The sequence below is a fragment of the Flavihumibacter sp. CACIAM 22H1 genome (assembly GCF_001601815.1).
Taxonomy (GTDB): Bacteria; Bacteroidota; Bacteroidia; order Chitinophagales; family Chitinophagaceae; genus Flavihumibacter.
Map to the genome: position 1 here is coordinate 21,863 of NZ_LUKG01000036.1, position 15,945 is coordinate 37,807.

Genomic DNA, 15,945 nt, shown 5'->3' on the forward strand with positions numbered 1-15,945 from the left:
CATAGCAACCGATGGCACGGTAGCTATTACTTCGTATCGCATTCCATCTTAAAAAATAAGAACATGAAAACACCCAAGCTTTCTATTTGTCTCTGGTTCGATAACCAGGCTGAAGAAGCAGCCAGGTACTATTTGTCGATCTTCCCCGATAGCCGTGCAGGAACAATTACCCGTTATGGAAAAGAGGGATTTGAATTTCACAAAAAACCGGAAGGTACAGCCATGGTGGTTGAGTTCTCCCTGCTAAATATACATTTCCAGGCCCTCAATGGCGGTCCGCAATTCAACTTTAATGAATCGGTATCGGTGGTTGTACATTGTAACACACAGGAAGAAATCGATCGCTATTGGACCCAGCTGGCCGCCGAAGGCGAAGAAGGCCCCTGCGGATGGTTAAAAGACAAATACGGGCTTTCCTGGCAAATTGTGCCGGAGTTGTTGGCTACTTATTTGGCCGATCCTGACCCGGTTAAAGTACAACGTGTAACAGCGGCTTTTCTTAGCATGAAAAAATTTGATATCGGTTTGCTGCAAGAGGCCTATGCAGGCAGCTGACTGCCGGAAGAACTGCTCAGACCGGTTGGAAGCGTTTAAAAAACCAGACTTTCAGCAGATCTGCCGTACCAATATAAACCAGTACAATCAACAGCATAGCACCCAAATAAGGCAGCGGAAGCGGTACCAATCCGATATCCCGGGCAATAGGCAGGTAGGGAATAAGAAGCGTCAATACCAATGCCAGTACACTAAAGATCAACAGGTATTTTCCGGGTCGGCTTTTAAAAAAATGCTGATGGGTTCGTACAATAAATACAATACATAGTTCAGATATCACGGATTCAATAAACCAGCCCGTTTGAAAAACAGCTTCTTTTGCCTGCAGAAAATAAAAAAGTGTGCTAAAGGTAGCCAGGTCAAAAATTGAACTGTGAATCCCGAATACTAACATGTAGTTGCGGATAAGTTTCAATTCCCATTTTCCCGGGTGCGCCAATTGCCCCTTATCCACATTATCGGTAGACACCATCAAAAATGGAAAATCGGAAAGGAAATTGGTCAGTAAAATCTGTTTAGGCAGCATAGGAAGAAAAGGCAGAATCAGGGAGGCTGCCGCCACACTGCACATATTTCCAAAAGTAGCACCGGTACTGATAAATAAATATTTCAGCGTATTAGCAAATGTTTTCCTTCCTTCCCGGATTCCATCGGCAAGCACGGCAAGGTCTTTTTCCAGCAACACAAAATCTGCGGCTTCGCGGGCTACATCCACAGCATTTTCTACGGTAATGCCCACATCGGCCGCATGAATGGCAGCAACATCATTGATACCGTCGCCCATATAGGCTACTGAATAATGTTGTTTCAGTGCCAGCACAATACGTTCTTTTTGCTGGGGCTCCGTTTCGGCAAAAATATGGGTCTTCTTTACCTGCTGCTTCAAGGCTTCGGGGCTTATGGCCAGCAGGTCTTTCCCTGTAATTACCACCGGCTCCTCAATTCCGATACTGCGGGCAATAGCAGCCGCCACATTTTTATTATCGCCGGTTATAATTTTCAAATCCACTTTCAACTCTTTTAATTCGTGGATGATAGCTGCAATGCCGGCTTTTTACCGGGTCTTTCATGCAGATAAACCCGGCAAATACCATAGCCGATTCCAGCTCTTTCGAAATTTCGGCCGATGAGATTTTTTTATACCCGACTGCAATGGCCCGCAGCCCATCCCTTCCAAATTCCTGGATCGATTTTTTCAAGCTATCGAGGTAGGGATCAATAGGAAGTTCCCGGCCATCTTCCAGGCGTATGGCGGCACAGGTATCCAGCATTTCGGTGCAGGCACCTTTGGTAATCAGCAGCAGGTCCTTATCCGTACGTATGGCTACACTTACTCGTTTACGGATAAAATCATAGGGTACTTCTCCTATTTTTTCCACTGAACCAAGCAATATACCCGGCATTTTTTTCAATGCTTCATCAATAGGATTAGAATACCCTGCTTCCAGAGAGGCATTCCAGAAAGCCAGTTGTTTGACGAGCACAGATTCCTTACCCATGCCGTCCACCATGCCGGCAATATCAATTCTTCCTTCCGTTATGGTACCTGTTTTATCGGTACAGAGCAGGTTAACCTCTCCCAGGTTCTGTATAGAATTTAATTTTTTTACAATTACTTTTTTAGCCAACAATCGTTTAGCCCCAGCACTCATAGCAATGGTAGTAATAGCGGGCAGCAGTTCTGGCGCCATACCAACCGCCAGTGCCAGCGCAAATAATACCGATTCTACAATACCCTTATGATTTAACAGGTTTATAACCAGTATGAAGATGGCTAGCAGCAGGGTAATTTTCATCAGGAAAAATCCAAAATCCCTGATTCCTTTTTCAAATTTTGTTTCAATGGTACGGGTACTGCTGCGGGCAATATGGCCAAACAGGGTAGCATCGCCGGTTTGAATAACCAATGCCCGACCTGTTCCACTGATTATATTGGTGCCTTCCCAAAGGCAATTGCTGCGGCTTGCCAATTCGGTGGCAGCGTCCAGCACACCAGGTTCCTTGCGGGTCGGAAAAGATTCGCCGGTTAGGGAAGATTCGTTGGCATACAGTTCTTCCGAAGCCAACAATAAACAATCAGCCGGTAATAAATCGCCCGCGTTAAGCAGTAAGAGATCACCCGGCACAATACGCGAAGCAATTATTTCTTCTTCTCTTCCCTCCCTAAGCACCGTAGATTTTATGGAAATCAGGGATTGTAGTTTTTCAACTACTTCACCCGCATTTTTTTCCTGTAAAAAACTGAGCAAACCGGTTGACAAAACAATGAACAGGATTATAGCCACATCAGAGCGATCGCCTAATACAGCCGATAAGAGCACAGCGCCGATTAAAAGCAACATCAACGGGCTTTTAAACTGACCCAGAAAAACTAACAGGTATTTTTTAAACCTTGTTTGTTTCAGGGAATGATTTCCCTGTGCCAGCAAAGCTGCGGCAGCCTGTTGGTTGGTTAATCCATTGGGGGAACTGTTCAGCTGACGAAACCAATAGGCCGCATCGTATTGCCAGAAACTATTTTCTTCCTTGGCAGACATACCCTGAAGTTAGCAAGGAAGTATCAATGTTGCCAAAGAATATGCGGGTCTTTCAGTGGAACAGCAACCTGTTCATAACAGGGCAATACCCGCAGGGTAAAATCTGAAGAAGGCCGATGGGTAACTACCCTGGCCGTGGCTATCAGTTCCATATTTCCTTCGTTGCCGTTTCCGGCAGCCATGTCCATTGGAAAAACTTCCGGTGCTTCGCCTGCGAGGCCGTTGGCAAACAGTTCTGCTTTAATATAAGAACGGATCAATTCATGCACCTGCAATCCTGCCTGCACCATGTATCCGTTATCTGTTGCTGTCCAGCTTAGCTCACCCGTTTTACAGGACGCCCAGTGCTGTTGCAGAAGCTTTGCTACCTGTTGTATTCGACGGGCGGTTGCTGCATTATTCGCAAGGCGGCCGCGGTACGCTTTTGCCATGGGTAAATAATATTGCTCGGTGTATTCGCGGACTGTTCTGTTGGCAGAAAACCGGGGCGTTAAGCGCGCCATACTATGTCGCATTCTGGCAACCCATTGTTCCGGAATAGCCTGCTCATTTCTTTGGTAAAAAGCAGGTATTATTTCCTTTTCCAATAATGTATAGAGATCCTCCGCTTCTTTGGCATCCCAGGAGGGGTCATCACCGTGTTCGCGCGCATCGCCAATGGCCCAACCTATATCCGGCGCATAGGCTTCGGCCCACCAGCCATCCAATTCGGAAAGGTTCAATCCGCCGTTTACCAGCACTTTCATACCACTGGTGCCGCAGGCTTCCCAGGGCCGGCGCGGCGTGTTTACCCACACATCCACGCCCTGTACCAGGTGTTCAGCCAGGTGCATATCATAATCACTCAAAAACAGCACATGATCGTAGAGATTGTAGTGGCGGATAAATTCATTCCATTGGCGGATCAGGGCTTTACCAGCTTCGTCATAAGGCGGAGCTTTGCCGGCAAGTACCAGTTGAACCGGGTATTGCTCGTCCGTGAGTAAACGAACTAAGCGGGCCGGATCCTGCAAAAGTAAGTTGGGTCGTTTATACGGTACAAAACGACGGGCAAAACCAAGGGTTAGTCGTTTGTAATCCAATAATTCTTTGGCACGTTCTATCATTTCGGCCGATTGCCCGGATAAGGTAGCCTGTCGTTCAAAGCGTTGTCTTACGTAATTAACCAGGGCTTCGCGCTGCTGGTTTCTAAATACCCAAAGTGTTTCATCGGTTATACATTGAATAGCGGCTTCTGCTGTTTCCAAGTCGCCTTTCCAGCGGTGTTTTCCACAGGCGTTGGTCCAGAGTTCGTCTGCAAACCCCGAATCCCAACTCGGCATATGCACACCATTGGTTACAAAGCCAACCGGCACTTCCGCTATGGGCCAACGGGGAAAAAGGCTGCTGAACAAATGCCGGCTTACCCTGCCGTGTAAACGGCTTACACCGTTTACTGCAGCACTGCCCCGGATGGCCAGGAACGCCATATTAAATGAATTGGAATCGTCCTTCCTGCCAAGCGCAAGAAAGGAGGCCATATCAATTTTCAGTTCATGCCGCACATAATCGGAAAAATAATGTTCCACCAGGGCCTGCGGAAAATAATCGAAGCCGGCATCCACGGCCGTATGGGTAGTAAACAGGGTGCCGGCGCGGACAGCGCTCAGGGCTGTTTCAAATGATAACCCGGTTGCCTTCATGCAATCGGCAGCCCTTTCCAGCACCACAAAAGCGGCATGCCCTTCATTAAGGTGACAAAGCTCGGGCTCTACTCCCAAAGCTTTCAGCAGGCGCCATCCGCCGATGCCAAGTACCATTTCCTGTTTGATCCGAAGGTCCTGTCCCCCACCGTATAATTCACTGGTAATACCCCGGTGAATTGGCAGGTTAGCCGGATCATTGCTGTCCAAAAGGTAAAGCTGCACCCGGCCAACCTGCACCTGCCAGGCTCTTAACCAAAGCGGATAACCTGGCAAGCTAATTTTGATCCTGAGCCATTCGCCGTTGGGCAATCGCAAGGGGGTAATGGGCAGCGAGCCGGGATCATTATAGGGAAAATATGCCTGTTGGTTACCATTTGCATCTATATCCTGCCGGAAATATCCCTGTTGGTACAACAAGCCTACTGCCGTTACCGGCACCCCCAGGTCACTGGCTGCTTTCAGTTGGTCGCCTGCCACATTGCCCAATCCACCCACATAAATCGGCAGCGCTTCACTAAGCATATATTCCATACTGAAATAAGCCACCTGGGTAAGCGCTGCATGGGGGTATTTGTCCTGGAACCAGGGCTTTTGCTGCAAGTAGGCTTGCCTGCTTTTCTGCACTTCCTGCATCAGTTGACGAAAAGCGGGGTCTGCCAATTGCCTTTCCAACTGATCGTGAGAAACGGTTTGAAGCACTACCCAGGGGTTCTGGGTTAGTTCCCATAATGCAGGGTCAATTTTTTCCCAGAGTTTGTCGGCCTCATGGTTCCAGGACCATCGCATATCCAATGCCAGCTGGGCCAGCAGTTCTACCCCCTCCATTTCCAGGGGTATAAATCCATATATATGGCTGGGTTTTATGCTGTTTGCAGGCATGGTGGAAGCGCTTCCACTTTTCCTGTTACAATTTTAATTCCAAAAATTTAGCTTCTGCCACATTGCCTTTTGGAATGCGGCCTATTTCCGACCATCCTCCATTCATTTCAACCAGGGCAAAACTGATGGAGCCGCTCAACGATCCAAGGGCTGATTTTCGAATAGAAAACTCTACGATATTTTTACCGGCCTGTGGTTTGATGGCTGAAAATTTCATTTCCGCATCAAAGGCGAACATCGGCGTAAAAGCCCAGTCATTAGGACCGCCGGCGTGCTTGTATCCCGATCCCCATCCCGGACTTACACCCGGACCTTCCAACAGGAAATCCATACCAGAGCCGGCCGGGTAAGCGCCTACTGTATAACCCGTAGCAGGATTATTATCCGTATTCAAAAACATGTCAAACAATTCCAGTTTCATATCCGAATTTCCTTCGAACAGGAAATTAATATCCTGTGAAGTGGCAAAGGCTTTCACCGAACGAAGGGTGCCGGAAACATCGTCGGGGTTCACATGCAGGTATTCTACATATTCCCAATCAGTAAAATCACCATCTATTTTGATATTTGGTCCGATAATACTAACGGTATCTGTAAAACTATCGGTACGATCCCCGTCAATAGCCGTTAAGGTAACGAGGAAATCGCCCTTGGAAGAAAATACATGTTGCGGTGATTTCAAGGAAGAACTATCGCCCGGCCGATCATTAAAATCCCAACGGTATTGTTTGGCACCCGTGGAGAAATTGGTAAATGTTACCCTGAATCCATCGGTTACATAACTGAACACAGATTTCAGGTTGCCATTTTCGTTTTCCTTTTTACAGGCAGTTGTTGAAAGCAATAACAACAACCCACCAATTATATAGCGTGTATTATTTTTCATACTATTTAATTATTAGTTGAGCATTCAATCGATTCATTCCATTATGATCTTCCACCCAGGCATTGCTGTTGGCCAATCGAACCGCATATTCCGGACGCGCTTCCAGTGAAGCATGCTGGTCGGCAATCCGCAGGTACAATTCATAGGTGCCTGCCGGCAGGCCGGCCAGCGAAACCGTTTCTTTTACCGGCAGGGGTACCAGTGGCTTACACAAACGCAGATCCACCGTAAGCGCCTTATCATAGAAACTACCCGTGGCTGTATTTTTCAATACCAGGGTCGTTTTTTTCCGGTAATAAAGCGGGGCATACCCGTTGTTAACCAGGTTCAGATCCACGGTAAGATTTCCACCGGCTGTGACTTCTTTCGGAAAAAAGGCATCGTCTAAGGCTAACCGATAGCCCAGGTTGTTCTGAAATTCTTCAAAACAGCCGGAATTCTTCCAGGCATTGATCGTAGCCGGGTACCAGTCGAGGTTCAGGTAGGTCCATTTCAAGAGGCGCATTTCGCGGCGGCCTTCGGCACAGGTTGGGTCATAGCCACCTGTAGGCGGACAGGTTTCTCCACCGGTTGGTACAAACAAGGCTTCCTGGCTGATGTATTGTTTCTCCTGTTCGATATTGTTGTACGTACCATAATCGGTTCCACCGGATAAAAAACAATCGTTATGATGGCCCACCCGTGCTATGTTTTCGCTGCTGTAGGCCTGGCTGGCAGTAAGCGCCGTGGTACTGTTGAAGATCTGCTGCTTGGCACCGGGCGTACGCACCTGTACCATTATATCCATGGGCAATACCGACAGCAGTTTATTCAAAACAGCCCGTTCATTGGCAACGGTTGCCAGGCCGTTACTGGAGCTATGCCATTCGCCCCAGGCGCCAATAAAACCTGCCTGTACAAAGGAGATGATATCCTGGTGTCTTTCAAAAACCGGCTTAAGCTGGTCGAGGTGGCGCTCAATAATGGCCAGGGGGGCATCCGTACCTGCCATATCATCGGTATAGGCAAAGCGCAGTATCATTTTCAACCCCGCATTCCTGGCTGTATTCAGGTCCGTTTCGATCAGGGAAAGAAAGTCGGCACTGATATCTTTGTCCTTGAATTTATCGAAATAAATTACCCGCAAAATCATAGATACATGCTGGCTGCGTAAGAGGCTCAGTTGGCTGGCGGTAAGTGCAGCACCGTCTGATTTTACACTCATGGTGCGGATAAAACCCCGTTCCGGGTTCGCAAATGCCGTATTTGAAATTTCGTAGCGGATACGCGTTTCAGTGGGCGTAGGATCGCCATCGGCCCGCTTGCAACAAAGAAAGCAGCAGGCAATCATGGCCATGCCCAGCCATATAGATCGGTTCTTCCAGTTCATGATGTTGAGTTTTCGTTTGCAGTAGCTGTTATTGGTAACCCGGATTCTGAATGAATTTTCCTTTGCCCTCACTAACAGCCGTTAAAGAAAAAGGAAACAGTGCTTTGTTAGGATTGGTGTAGGTAGATTGGGTAACTTCCTGGCAACGGCTCACAAATTTTCCGTGCCGGATAAGGTCGGCCCGGTATTGGCCGTTTTCACACCAGAATTCATGGCTTCTTTCTAATAAGATCAGGTCATTAAAGGCCGTTTTGGACGCATAATCGGCCAGGTTTTTATCCGGCAAACCAGCTCTTCTTCTAACCACATTCACCAGTTCCATCGCTTCTTCATTCGGCGCACCAGCATTGGCAATTGCTTCCGCTTTAGACAAAAGAATATCCGGATAACGATACATCACTATATCCACCGTACTTAAGCTGGTAGTTCGGGCGGCGTCCTCGTTCATCTTCAGGGGAATCGGACCCCGGTCCAGGATATTTCCAGGGTTGGCCCGGTTATAGGTAATACCATCTGTTCCGGTATATTCGGCAATCAACATTTTTTTACGTTTATCTGCTTCTTCAAACCGGTCATAAAACCACCAGGTACTGGAGATGGTACCCCATCCGCTCTTGGGTCCGTAATTGGTAGGCAGCACCATCAGTTGCCACTGGTTTTCACTGGTACCCAGGTAATCACAGGGGATGGCCCAGATTACTTCCTTGCTGCTTTTGGCACCTTCCAGGTCCCAGATAGCGGCATAATCTGCATCGAGTGAAAAAGCGCCGTATGCAATTACTTCATCACATAACTCCCGCACACGATCCCATTTTTTCTCGTGAAGTTGCAGGCGGATATTGATCATTTTAGCCAATGCCTTACTGAAGCGTCCGTATTGTGCCTGCTGAGGAGTAGGTAAATCAGCCGCTGCCGCTACCAGGTCATCCTCAATAAATTTGACCATATCATTGTACTCCATTCTTGCCAGGGGTGCTTCAATTAATGGATTTTTCAGCACTTCAACCGGGGCAATAACCAACGGACCATACAAATCAAATAATGTGTATGCCAGTAAGCCACGGGCGCAGCGTACTTCGGCTATAGCTTTACGTTTAAGATCATCGTTTACAGTAGACTGTGAGATCAGCTCAATAGTCATGGTCATACGACTGATCTTATTATAGAAGTCGTCGTAGTAACGGGTAAAGCCTGTATTATTCGGGTTAAAATTATGGAGCGATGCAAGGCCCTGATCGCCGTATTTTCCAAATAAAATTTCGGTGGTAGCGTCGCTGATATACATCACGCCTCTTTCAGAGGTCGAAAAAATGCCATCGCCCCAGGAGCCGCGCAGCGGGTGGTAGCAGGCATTCACCATTGCTTCCAGGTCGGACGCGGATTTTGGAAATATAGAGGGATTGATCTCAGCATAATCAATCGGCTTTAAATCTTTGGTACAACTGCTAAATCCTACTGTAAGGAAAATCAACGCTGCACTAATATATTTTTTCATTGCTGTACAGTTGATGGATTAAAAATTAAGGTTCAGGCCAAAGGTGAAGGTTCTGATATTCGGGTAGGCTGCGGTATAAGAATCTGTTTCAGGATCCACGCCTTTGTAGGGGGTAATCACGAATAAATTCTGTGCGTCCACATGTACCTGAATGGCAGAAAAAGCTTTGCCAAGGAAACGCCTGGGAAGCGTATAACCCAGCGACACGTTTTGCAGGCGGATAAACCAGGCTTCCTGCACAAAGAAATCACCGATGCCATAAGGCGACCATCCCCAGAAAGAGCTGGGATGAGTAGTAGACGGGTTTTCCGGCGTCCAGCGTTCTTTTACAGAGCGCAGGGCATTGTATCCGTTAGAGAAAACACCGGCAGCACCAATTCCGTACGCGAAATAATTAGGGTCGGCAAAGCGGCGACCAAAGAGGCCGTTGAAATCAAAATTGAGGCTGAAATTTTTATAGGTGATAATATTGGTGATACCTGCCATATAGCTGGGGTCATTTGTGCCCATCAGCCTGGTATCGGCATCATCAATAATACCATCCGGGCGACCCAGCCTTATAAAGCGGCCGTTTGCATCCACAGCGGGGTTACCATTGGCATCGCGTTGAAATCCGTCAATATCCTTGATCTTGATCATTCCCGGTTTCAACTCAGGTTGGCCGGCCGGTGCTTTCTCACCGACCTGTAAAATACCATCAGATACGCGGCTGTAAATAGCGCGGATGGGGTCATTGGCATTTTCATAGACAGCGGGTTTCCAATCGGGTGCACGCTCCAGCCAATTGTCTTTGAAACGAGATAAAGAGAAGCTGGTTCTCCACTGAAAATCGCGTCGCTGAATATTGCGGGTATTGATCGTTATTTCAAATCCCCTGCTCTGCGTTTTACCCACGTTGGCAATGATGGAATTTACTTCGTGGTAAGAGTTCAATACTTTGGTCGCCAGCAGGTCGGAAATTACATTGCGGTACACTTCGATAGAACCGTCGACTTTTCCGTTGAGAACAGAAAAATCGAGGCCCAGGTTGGCGCCGGTAGTGGTTTCCCATTTCAGGTCGGGGTTTTCGAGTCTGGCCAGTGAAACTCCAATAAGGCGTACATCATTGCCCGTAAGCCAGGCAGGATAAGCACCATAGGCAGCAAAAGCATTGCTGTTGATGGTGGCATTACCGGTTTGACCGTAGCTGAAACGGAATTTCAGTTGAGAAAACGTGTTTTTGAGGAATTGCATAAAGGGCTCTTCCACTACATTCCAGGCAATAGCTGCCGATGGAAAAGTTCCCCATTTATTGTTAGCAGCAAAAACACTGGCGCCGTCTGTACGTACGGTGGCAGTAAGGTAATAGCGGCCTTTATAATTGTAATTCAGCCTGCCGAAATAAGAAGCGATCCTGTTTTTGGAACCGGCTGAATTACTGGGTAATTGAACGCTACCGGCTCCCAGGTTATTCCAGAGAAAGGCATCGGTAATAAAACCGGTGGCCCCTTCACTGTTCATGGCATTCACAAATTGTTGCTGTGAAACACCTCCTAACAGGTCAACAGTATGGCCGTTACCAATTTTTCGGTTATAGTTGGCCGTTGCTTCCAGCAGGTATGAATTGGATTCAGAATTCGAGATAAAAGCACGTCCCTGTTCTAATGCCCCGTGTAAAGTTGTCGTAGGCAGGTAATTCTGTCGTTTGGAAATACCCCGGTCAATACCAGCTTTGAGCTTCATGGTTAAACCGTTGATGGGCATAATATCAACATAAAAATTCCCAAGGAAACGTTCAATTCTGCCCCGGTCGGTTATGGTTAGGAGCGAATAGGGGTTGGGTTGGAGGGCCAGTTGCGGGTTCAGCGGGTAATTGCCTTGTTCATCAATGGCCGGAATATGCGGCCCCTGTTGAATAGCCGCGCGGATAATTCCGGAGTTTTCATATTGATCTGCTCCCAGTTGCGTATTGGCATTATCAATTCTGCTCAGGGTCATATTAATACCTGTACGGAGGTATTTATTAATATCCTGGTCAATATTTGCGCGAACGGAATACCGTTTGAATTCGGAGTTTTTAACAATAGCTTTCTGGTCGTAAAAATTTCCAGAAACCAGGTAGCGGGTAGTTTTATTACCACCGGAAAGAGAAATATTATGCTGCATGGTTTGCCCGTCGCGGGTTACCAGGTCAAACCAGTCGGTACCCCGGCCCACATTATTGATGGCATTTTGGGTATACAATTTTCTATACGGACCATTTACCGGGTTGGCTTCCGCTTCTGCCTGTGTTCTGGTGCCATATGGAATCACATTGTTATCGAACTGCCATTGTTCCCAGGCTGCTTCATTGCGTACCTGCATCCATTCATTCAATGGCAACACATCAAAGGGATTATTGTATTTCTGAAGGGAATAGTTTCCGGAATACTGCACTTTCAGGCCGCCCTCACTGCCTTTTTTGGTGGTAATCAGGATAACGCCATTGGCAGCTCTTGATCCGTAAATTGAGGTAGCGGAGGCGTCTTTCAATACTTCAATGGATTCGATATCGTTGGGGTTGAAGGAATTCAGCACGCTTTGGGTACCGGCATTGTAGCGGCCACCGCTTTCCGGTTGTACCAGGTCGGTAATAGGGAAACCATCCACCACAATAAGCGGTGCATTACTGGCATTAACAGAGCCGGCGCCGCGCACCAGGATATCCAGGCCTCCGCCGGGCTGTGCACTGTTTTGACGAATGGTTAAGCCGGCTACTTTGCCTTTGAGCATGTTACCGATCTCCGGGCCGGAACTCAATACCAGGTCCTTGGTTTTTACAGAAGAAACGGCACCGGTAAGGTCTTTTTTCTTCTGGGTTCCGTACCCGATCACCACTACTTCTTCGCCCTGGGTTTGTTGGGGTTGCAGTGAAATATTGATAGTGGTGGTACTGGCGGAAACGGTTAGCTCCTGGGGTTCATAGCCAACAAAGGAAATTACCAGGATGGCCCGTTCACCCGGAATATGTAAACTGAATTCGCCATTGGCATTAGTAGAAGTTCCTCCTTCCGATCCTTTGATTTTAATAGAAGCGCCGGCCAGTGGCTGACCCGTTCCATCCGCGGCAAGTACCCTTCCTTTTATATCAATAGGCGGTGCTTCCGGTTTATCTTCCGGCGCCCTAACGGGTGGTTCCGGCTTGGGTGCTATCACAATAAATTTATCGCGGATAGTATAGGAGAGCGCCTGGTTTTCAAATACCAGGTTAAGCGCTGTTTCGAGTGGAACATTCCGCAGGTTGAGTTCCAGTTTGGGGGCGCGGGCAATTTCAGATTTTCCATAAATAACCCGGTAGCCGGTTTGTTTTTTGATTTCTTTCAATACCAGTTCAAGGGGTGCATTGTTCATCTTCAGCGTCACCACCTGGGCATAGGTTCCTGCATTGGCCTGCACCAGGAAGGCGAAGAATAAAACAACTGTCAGTTTCATACCTAAGCAGATTTTGGGTAGTTTGGTATAATAGTAACGATACCTGCACAGCAGTGCTTGGCGATAATCGATCAATCGCATAGCTTTGTTTTGATTGGTTGATAAATAAAATGGTCGTTGCAGATTGTTTTTTCAGCCAGTTTTCGACCGGGGGTGCTTCCAACACTTCCGGTTTTTTATGGCTATCAGGACATGCTTACATAATTGCTGGTTTTATATGATTGACTGTTTTTTATTTCCCTTTGCGAACGGTAATAACTTTATTTTCTACGCTAAACTTTACCTGCCGGGTAAGTTCCAGCAGTTCCAGTAATTGAGAAACATTTACATTCCTGGGTATTTCCGCTACAAATTGTTCATCGATCTTGTCTTTGTATACCACTTCTACCCCGTACCAGCGCGCAACATTGCGCATAATGGTTTCGATATTGGTGCCGTTGAAGTGGAAGAGCCCGTCTTTCCAGGCAAGTGTTTCTTCGAGGTCGGGATATTGGTTGAGTTGCAGTTTGCCTTTACTGAATTGTGCCTGCTGGCCGGGTTGCAGAATAAGTACGGGGGCAGCGCTTGCCGGGTTTTCTGTATGGCCGGTTCCGATGCCGGATACTTTTACACTGCCTTCGACCAGGGTAGTAGCAAGACTACGTTCTTCGGGGTAGGCATTTACATTAAAATGGGTACCCAGCACTTCGATCAGTTGATCACCTGCTTTTACTTTAAACGGTTGGCGGGGATTTTTGGCTACTTCAAAGTATACCTCCCCGGTGATCGACACCGTTCTTTCGCCGCCGGTAAAAGCAGTTGGGTAGGTGATAGAGGAAGCGGCATTCAGCCAAATACCGGTACCGTCTGGCAGGGTTAAGCGGTATTGTCCACCTACCGGGGTAGACATGGTATTGAAGACTACTTTGTCGGCGGCATTTTCTTTTTCGTAGCTAAGTGCTCCGTTGTTGAGTTTAATAATACGGGCATTACCCTGGCTGGCGATAAGGCCGTTACCGACCGAATCAAGGACGAGTTTACTGCCATCGCCCAGGGTGAGGGTAGCATAGTTTCCGCCGGGTGCAACATCTTGCCGGGCAGTTTTTGCCAACTGTTCTGCAGGCACCGGGCTGGCCTTTTCCTGCGTAGATAAATACAGCAATAGGCCGGATGCCACCACTACCACAACCGCAGCCACCCGCCCCCAATACCGCTTTAAAAAATACACTGCACCCTTCACCTCTTCCACACTTCCCCCCTCTTCCTCCTTTTTCACCCTTTCCCCCTCTTCCACCCTTCCACTAATCACCTCAAAATAACCATCGGCCTCCTGGTCTGATAAACTAGCTTCAGCCACATAGCTGGCCCATTTTTCCCGCATCCATTCTTCTAGAGGGGTATCTTTATCCAGCTGTGAAAGCAATTCATTCAGTTCTTCCGTTTCCTGTACCGAAATGGTTTTTTGGAAGAATTGCTCCAGTAAGTAGTTGAGTCGATGAGTTGGCATATTGTCTGCTTTTCCTGCCGGCAGAAAATGAGTGGGCCGGTTTGGATAACCAGTAGACAATCGGGCCAACAAAAAGGAGTAGTAGCGGAGATTTTTTTTTGGAGGGCTGTTTTAATGACCGTTGAAAAAGCGAAACAGGGTCAGCAGCAACGCCCCGGTAAGGCCGGTTTGTTTTTCGAGTAATAAACGAATAGAACGTACAGCCTGGGCACTGTGTTTTTTAACCGTAAGTGGTGAAATCTTAAGCTGATCAGCAATTTCATTGTTTTTTAGTCCCTCTAGTTGCCGCAACTGGTAAATCTTTTTCTGTTGGGGCGGCAGTTGGTTGATGGCATCCTGCAGGAACTGGCGGGTTTCTCTGAAATTAACAGATTGGGTAACCGGGTCGATTGCTTCTGCAGATTGCTGTTGCAAGCGGGCGAAAACAGATCGTTCCAGGGCATTTTTTTTGAATTCGTTCAATACCTGGTTTTTGGCAAGGGTAAAAAGCCAGGCATCGAAACTGCGGATTTCTTTAAGAGCTTCGCGTTGTTGCCAAACTTTACTAAATACATCCTGTAAAATATCTTCTGTTCTTTCTTTAGAATTGGTTAATCGCAGGGTATAGTAGAATAATTTATCGCGGTGCAGGTCGTAAAGTGTACGAAACGCTTGCCGGTTGCCTTCAGCCAATTGCTGAAGCAGTACATATTCATTTATGGATCGATCCGGATACACGCAGTTTGGTTTGTTTTCGCAGCCTCCTAAAGTTAACTAAAAAAAACATGCCGCATGGAGGCTGTGCAATCGTATGCGTACCTTCAAAACGGGAGAAGGCATTACCCTACTGCTTTCACCGGGGCTCAGTACTGGAAATAAATTTCGGTAGCGCCATAGCCATAGCGCGGATCGTATTGGTTAACAAAAGATTTCACCGGTTTGCGTAAGCGCAGTAAGCCATGAATTTCATCGCGCAGGCGGCCGGAACCCAGTCCATGAATAACGGTAAGCATGGGCTGCCGATGAGCCAGGGCCAGGTCATAGTATTTTTCAAATTCATTCACCTGGTATTGCAGAATTTCGGCATTGGACATGCTTTTCCAGCTTTCGGTAAGTTTTTCGATATGCAGGTCAACCACCGTACGAGCGGGCGGCAGGTGTTGCCGGGCCTGGGCAGCAGCATATACTTTGTACCCTGCCGCAGCCAGCTTACCCAGTTCCATTTTCTCCTCCTCCACATAGTCGGGATAATCGTTGAATAACTGGTAAGAAAAAGTAGGCTCTCCTTTTTCCTGTAATTGCTGAATACGCAGGAACAGTTGCTTTGGTTTCAACTTTAAAGAAGCTTCGTAATGCGGTACTTTTTTCTTGTCGGGCGTAAGCAGGGTAAAATCCAGGTGAAAAGAAGGCGCATCGTTCAGGTTAGCAAACGGCACATCGTGCAGGTAAAAATCCTGGTGTGCCAGTACCTGGTTCCGAAGTTCGAAATCGGGTTCACCAAAATAATGAACGGCATAAGTAAAGCCATAACCCGTATTGTTCTGGTTATGAAGATGCACTTTTAATACCGATACCACTTCATCTCCGAACTCATCCTGCTCAAAAACCGGGATGAAGGTTAGCC

The 15,945-nt window shown here is 47.4% G+C and carries 11 protein-coding genes; 1 reads left to right on the plus strand and 10 read right to left on the minus strand.

Annotation, left to right across the window (positions count from 1 at the left end; translation table 11 throughout):
• Positions 1–63: 63 nt before the first annotated feature.
• A complete protein-coding gene (locus A1D16_RS11475; protein WP_290709559.1) occupies positions 64–555 on the plus strand; it encodes a VOC family protein in 492 nt (163 codons plus the stop codon).
• Between the two features lie 16 nt (positions 556–571).
• On the opposite strand, the gene A1D16_RS11480 is transcribed toward A1D16_RS11475, so the two are convergent.
• The 10 genes from A1D16_RS11480 to A1D16_RS11525 form a co-directional block, all read right to left on the minus strand.
• A complete protein-coding gene (locus A1D16_RS11480; RefSeq protein ID WP_290709561.1) occupies positions 572–1,558 on the minus strand; it encodes an HAD-IC family P-type ATPase in 987 nt (328 codons plus the stop codon).
• Positions 1,536–3,092 carry an HAD-IC family P-type ATPase gene (locus A1D16_RS11485; protein ID WP_290709563.1) on the minus strand — a complete coding sequence of 519 codons (1,557 nt, stop codon included), beginning with the start codon at positions 3,090–3,092 and terminating at the stop codon, positions 1,536–1,538. The genes A1D16_RS11480 and A1D16_RS11485 overlap by 23 nt, the downstream gene beginning before the upstream one ends.
• Positions 3,093–3,115: 23 nt before the next feature.
• On the minus strand, positions 3,116–5,656 hold the full coding sequence (gene glgP / locus A1D16_RS11490) for an alpha-glucan family phosphorylase (protein ID WP_290709565.1): 2,541 nt from the start codon (positions 5,654–5,656) through the stop codon (positions 3,116–3,118).
• Positions 5,657–5,681: 25 nt separating this feature from the next.
• Complete coding sequence (locus A1D16_RS11495) at positions 5,682–6,542, minus strand: PKD domain-containing protein (RefSeq protein ID WP_290709567.1); 861 nt, start codon at positions 6,540–6,542, stop codon at positions 5,682–5,684.
• A 1-nt stretch (position 6,543) separates the two neighbouring features.
• Positions 6,544–7,911 carry a DUF4832 domain-containing protein gene (locus A1D16_RS11500; protein ID WP_290709569.1) on the minus strand — a complete coding sequence of 456 codons (1,368 nt, stop codon included), beginning with the start codon at positions 7,909–7,911 and terminating at the stop codon, positions 6,544–6,546.
• A 28-nt stretch (positions 7,912–7,939) separates the two neighbouring features.
• Positions 7,940–9,406 (minus strand): RagB/SusD family nutrient uptake outer membrane protein, encoded by a 1,467-nt coding sequence (locus tag A1D16_RS11505; RefSeq protein ID WP_290709571.1) that lies wholly within the window; start codon positions 9,404–9,406, stop codon positions 7,940–7,942.
• 18 nt (positions 9,407–9,424) lie between these two features.
• Positions 9,425–12,856 (minus strand): TonB-dependent receptor, encoded by a 3,432-nt coding sequence (locus A1D16_RS11510; protein ID WP_290709573.1) that lies wholly within the window; start codon positions 12,854–12,856, stop codon positions 9,425–9,427.
• A gap of 232 nt (positions 12,857–13,088) precedes the next feature.
• Positions 13,089–14,342, minus strand: coding sequence for a FecR family protein (locus A1D16_RS11515; RefSeq protein ID WP_290709575.1), 1,254 nt, complete (start codon positions 14,340–14,342; stop codon positions 13,089–13,091).
• Positions 14,343–14,453: 111 nt separating this feature from the next.
• Positions 14,454–15,059 carry an RNA polymerase sigma-70 factor gene (locus A1D16_RS11520; RefSeq protein ID WP_290709577.1) on the minus strand — a complete coding sequence of 202 codons (606 nt, stop codon included), beginning with the start codon at positions 15,057–15,059 and terminating at the stop codon, positions 14,454–14,456.
• 125 nt (positions 15,060–15,184) lie between these two features.
• Positions 15,185–15,945 (minus strand): Smr/MutS family protein (locus tag A1D16_RS11525; protein ID WP_290709579.1); only part of this gene is annotated, 761 nt, incomplete at its 5' end.

What these genes read in the sequence shown, in the direction of transcription:
- A1D16_RS11510 (WP_290709573.1), bottom strand. Translation starts at nt 12,856, where the DNA reads ATGAAACTGACAGTTGTTTTATTCTTCGCCTTCCTGGTGCAGGCCAAT.
- glgP (WP_290709565.1), bottom strand. Translation starts at nt 5,656, where the DNA reads ATGCCTGCAAACAGCATAAAACCCAGCCATATATATGGATTTATACCC.
- A1D16_RS11495 (WP_290709567.1), bottom strand. Translation starts at nt 6,542, where the DNA reads ATGAAAAATAATACACGCTATATAATTGGTGGGTTGTTGTTATTGCTT.
- A1D16_RS11485 (WP_290709563.1), bottom strand. Translation starts at nt 3,092, where the DNA reads ATGTCTGCCAAGGAAGAAAATAGTTTCTGGCAATACGATGCGGCCTAT.
- A1D16_RS11475 (WP_290709559.1), top strand. Translation starts at nt 64, where the DNA reads ATGAAAACACCCAAGCTTTCTATTTGTCTCTGGTTCGATAACCAGGCT.
- A1D16_RS11515 (WP_290709575.1), bottom strand. Translation starts at nt 14,342, where the DNA reads ATGCCAACTCATCGACTCAACTACTTACTGGAGCAATTCTTCCAAAAA.
- A1D16_RS11505 (WP_290709571.1), bottom strand. Translation starts at nt 9,406, where the DNA reads ATGAAAAAATATATTAGTGCAGCGTTGATTTTCCTTACAGTAGGATTT.
- A1D16_RS11500 (WP_290709569.1), bottom strand. Translation starts at nt 7,911, where the DNA reads ATGAACTGGAAGAACCGATCTATATGGCTGGGCATGGCCATGATTGCC.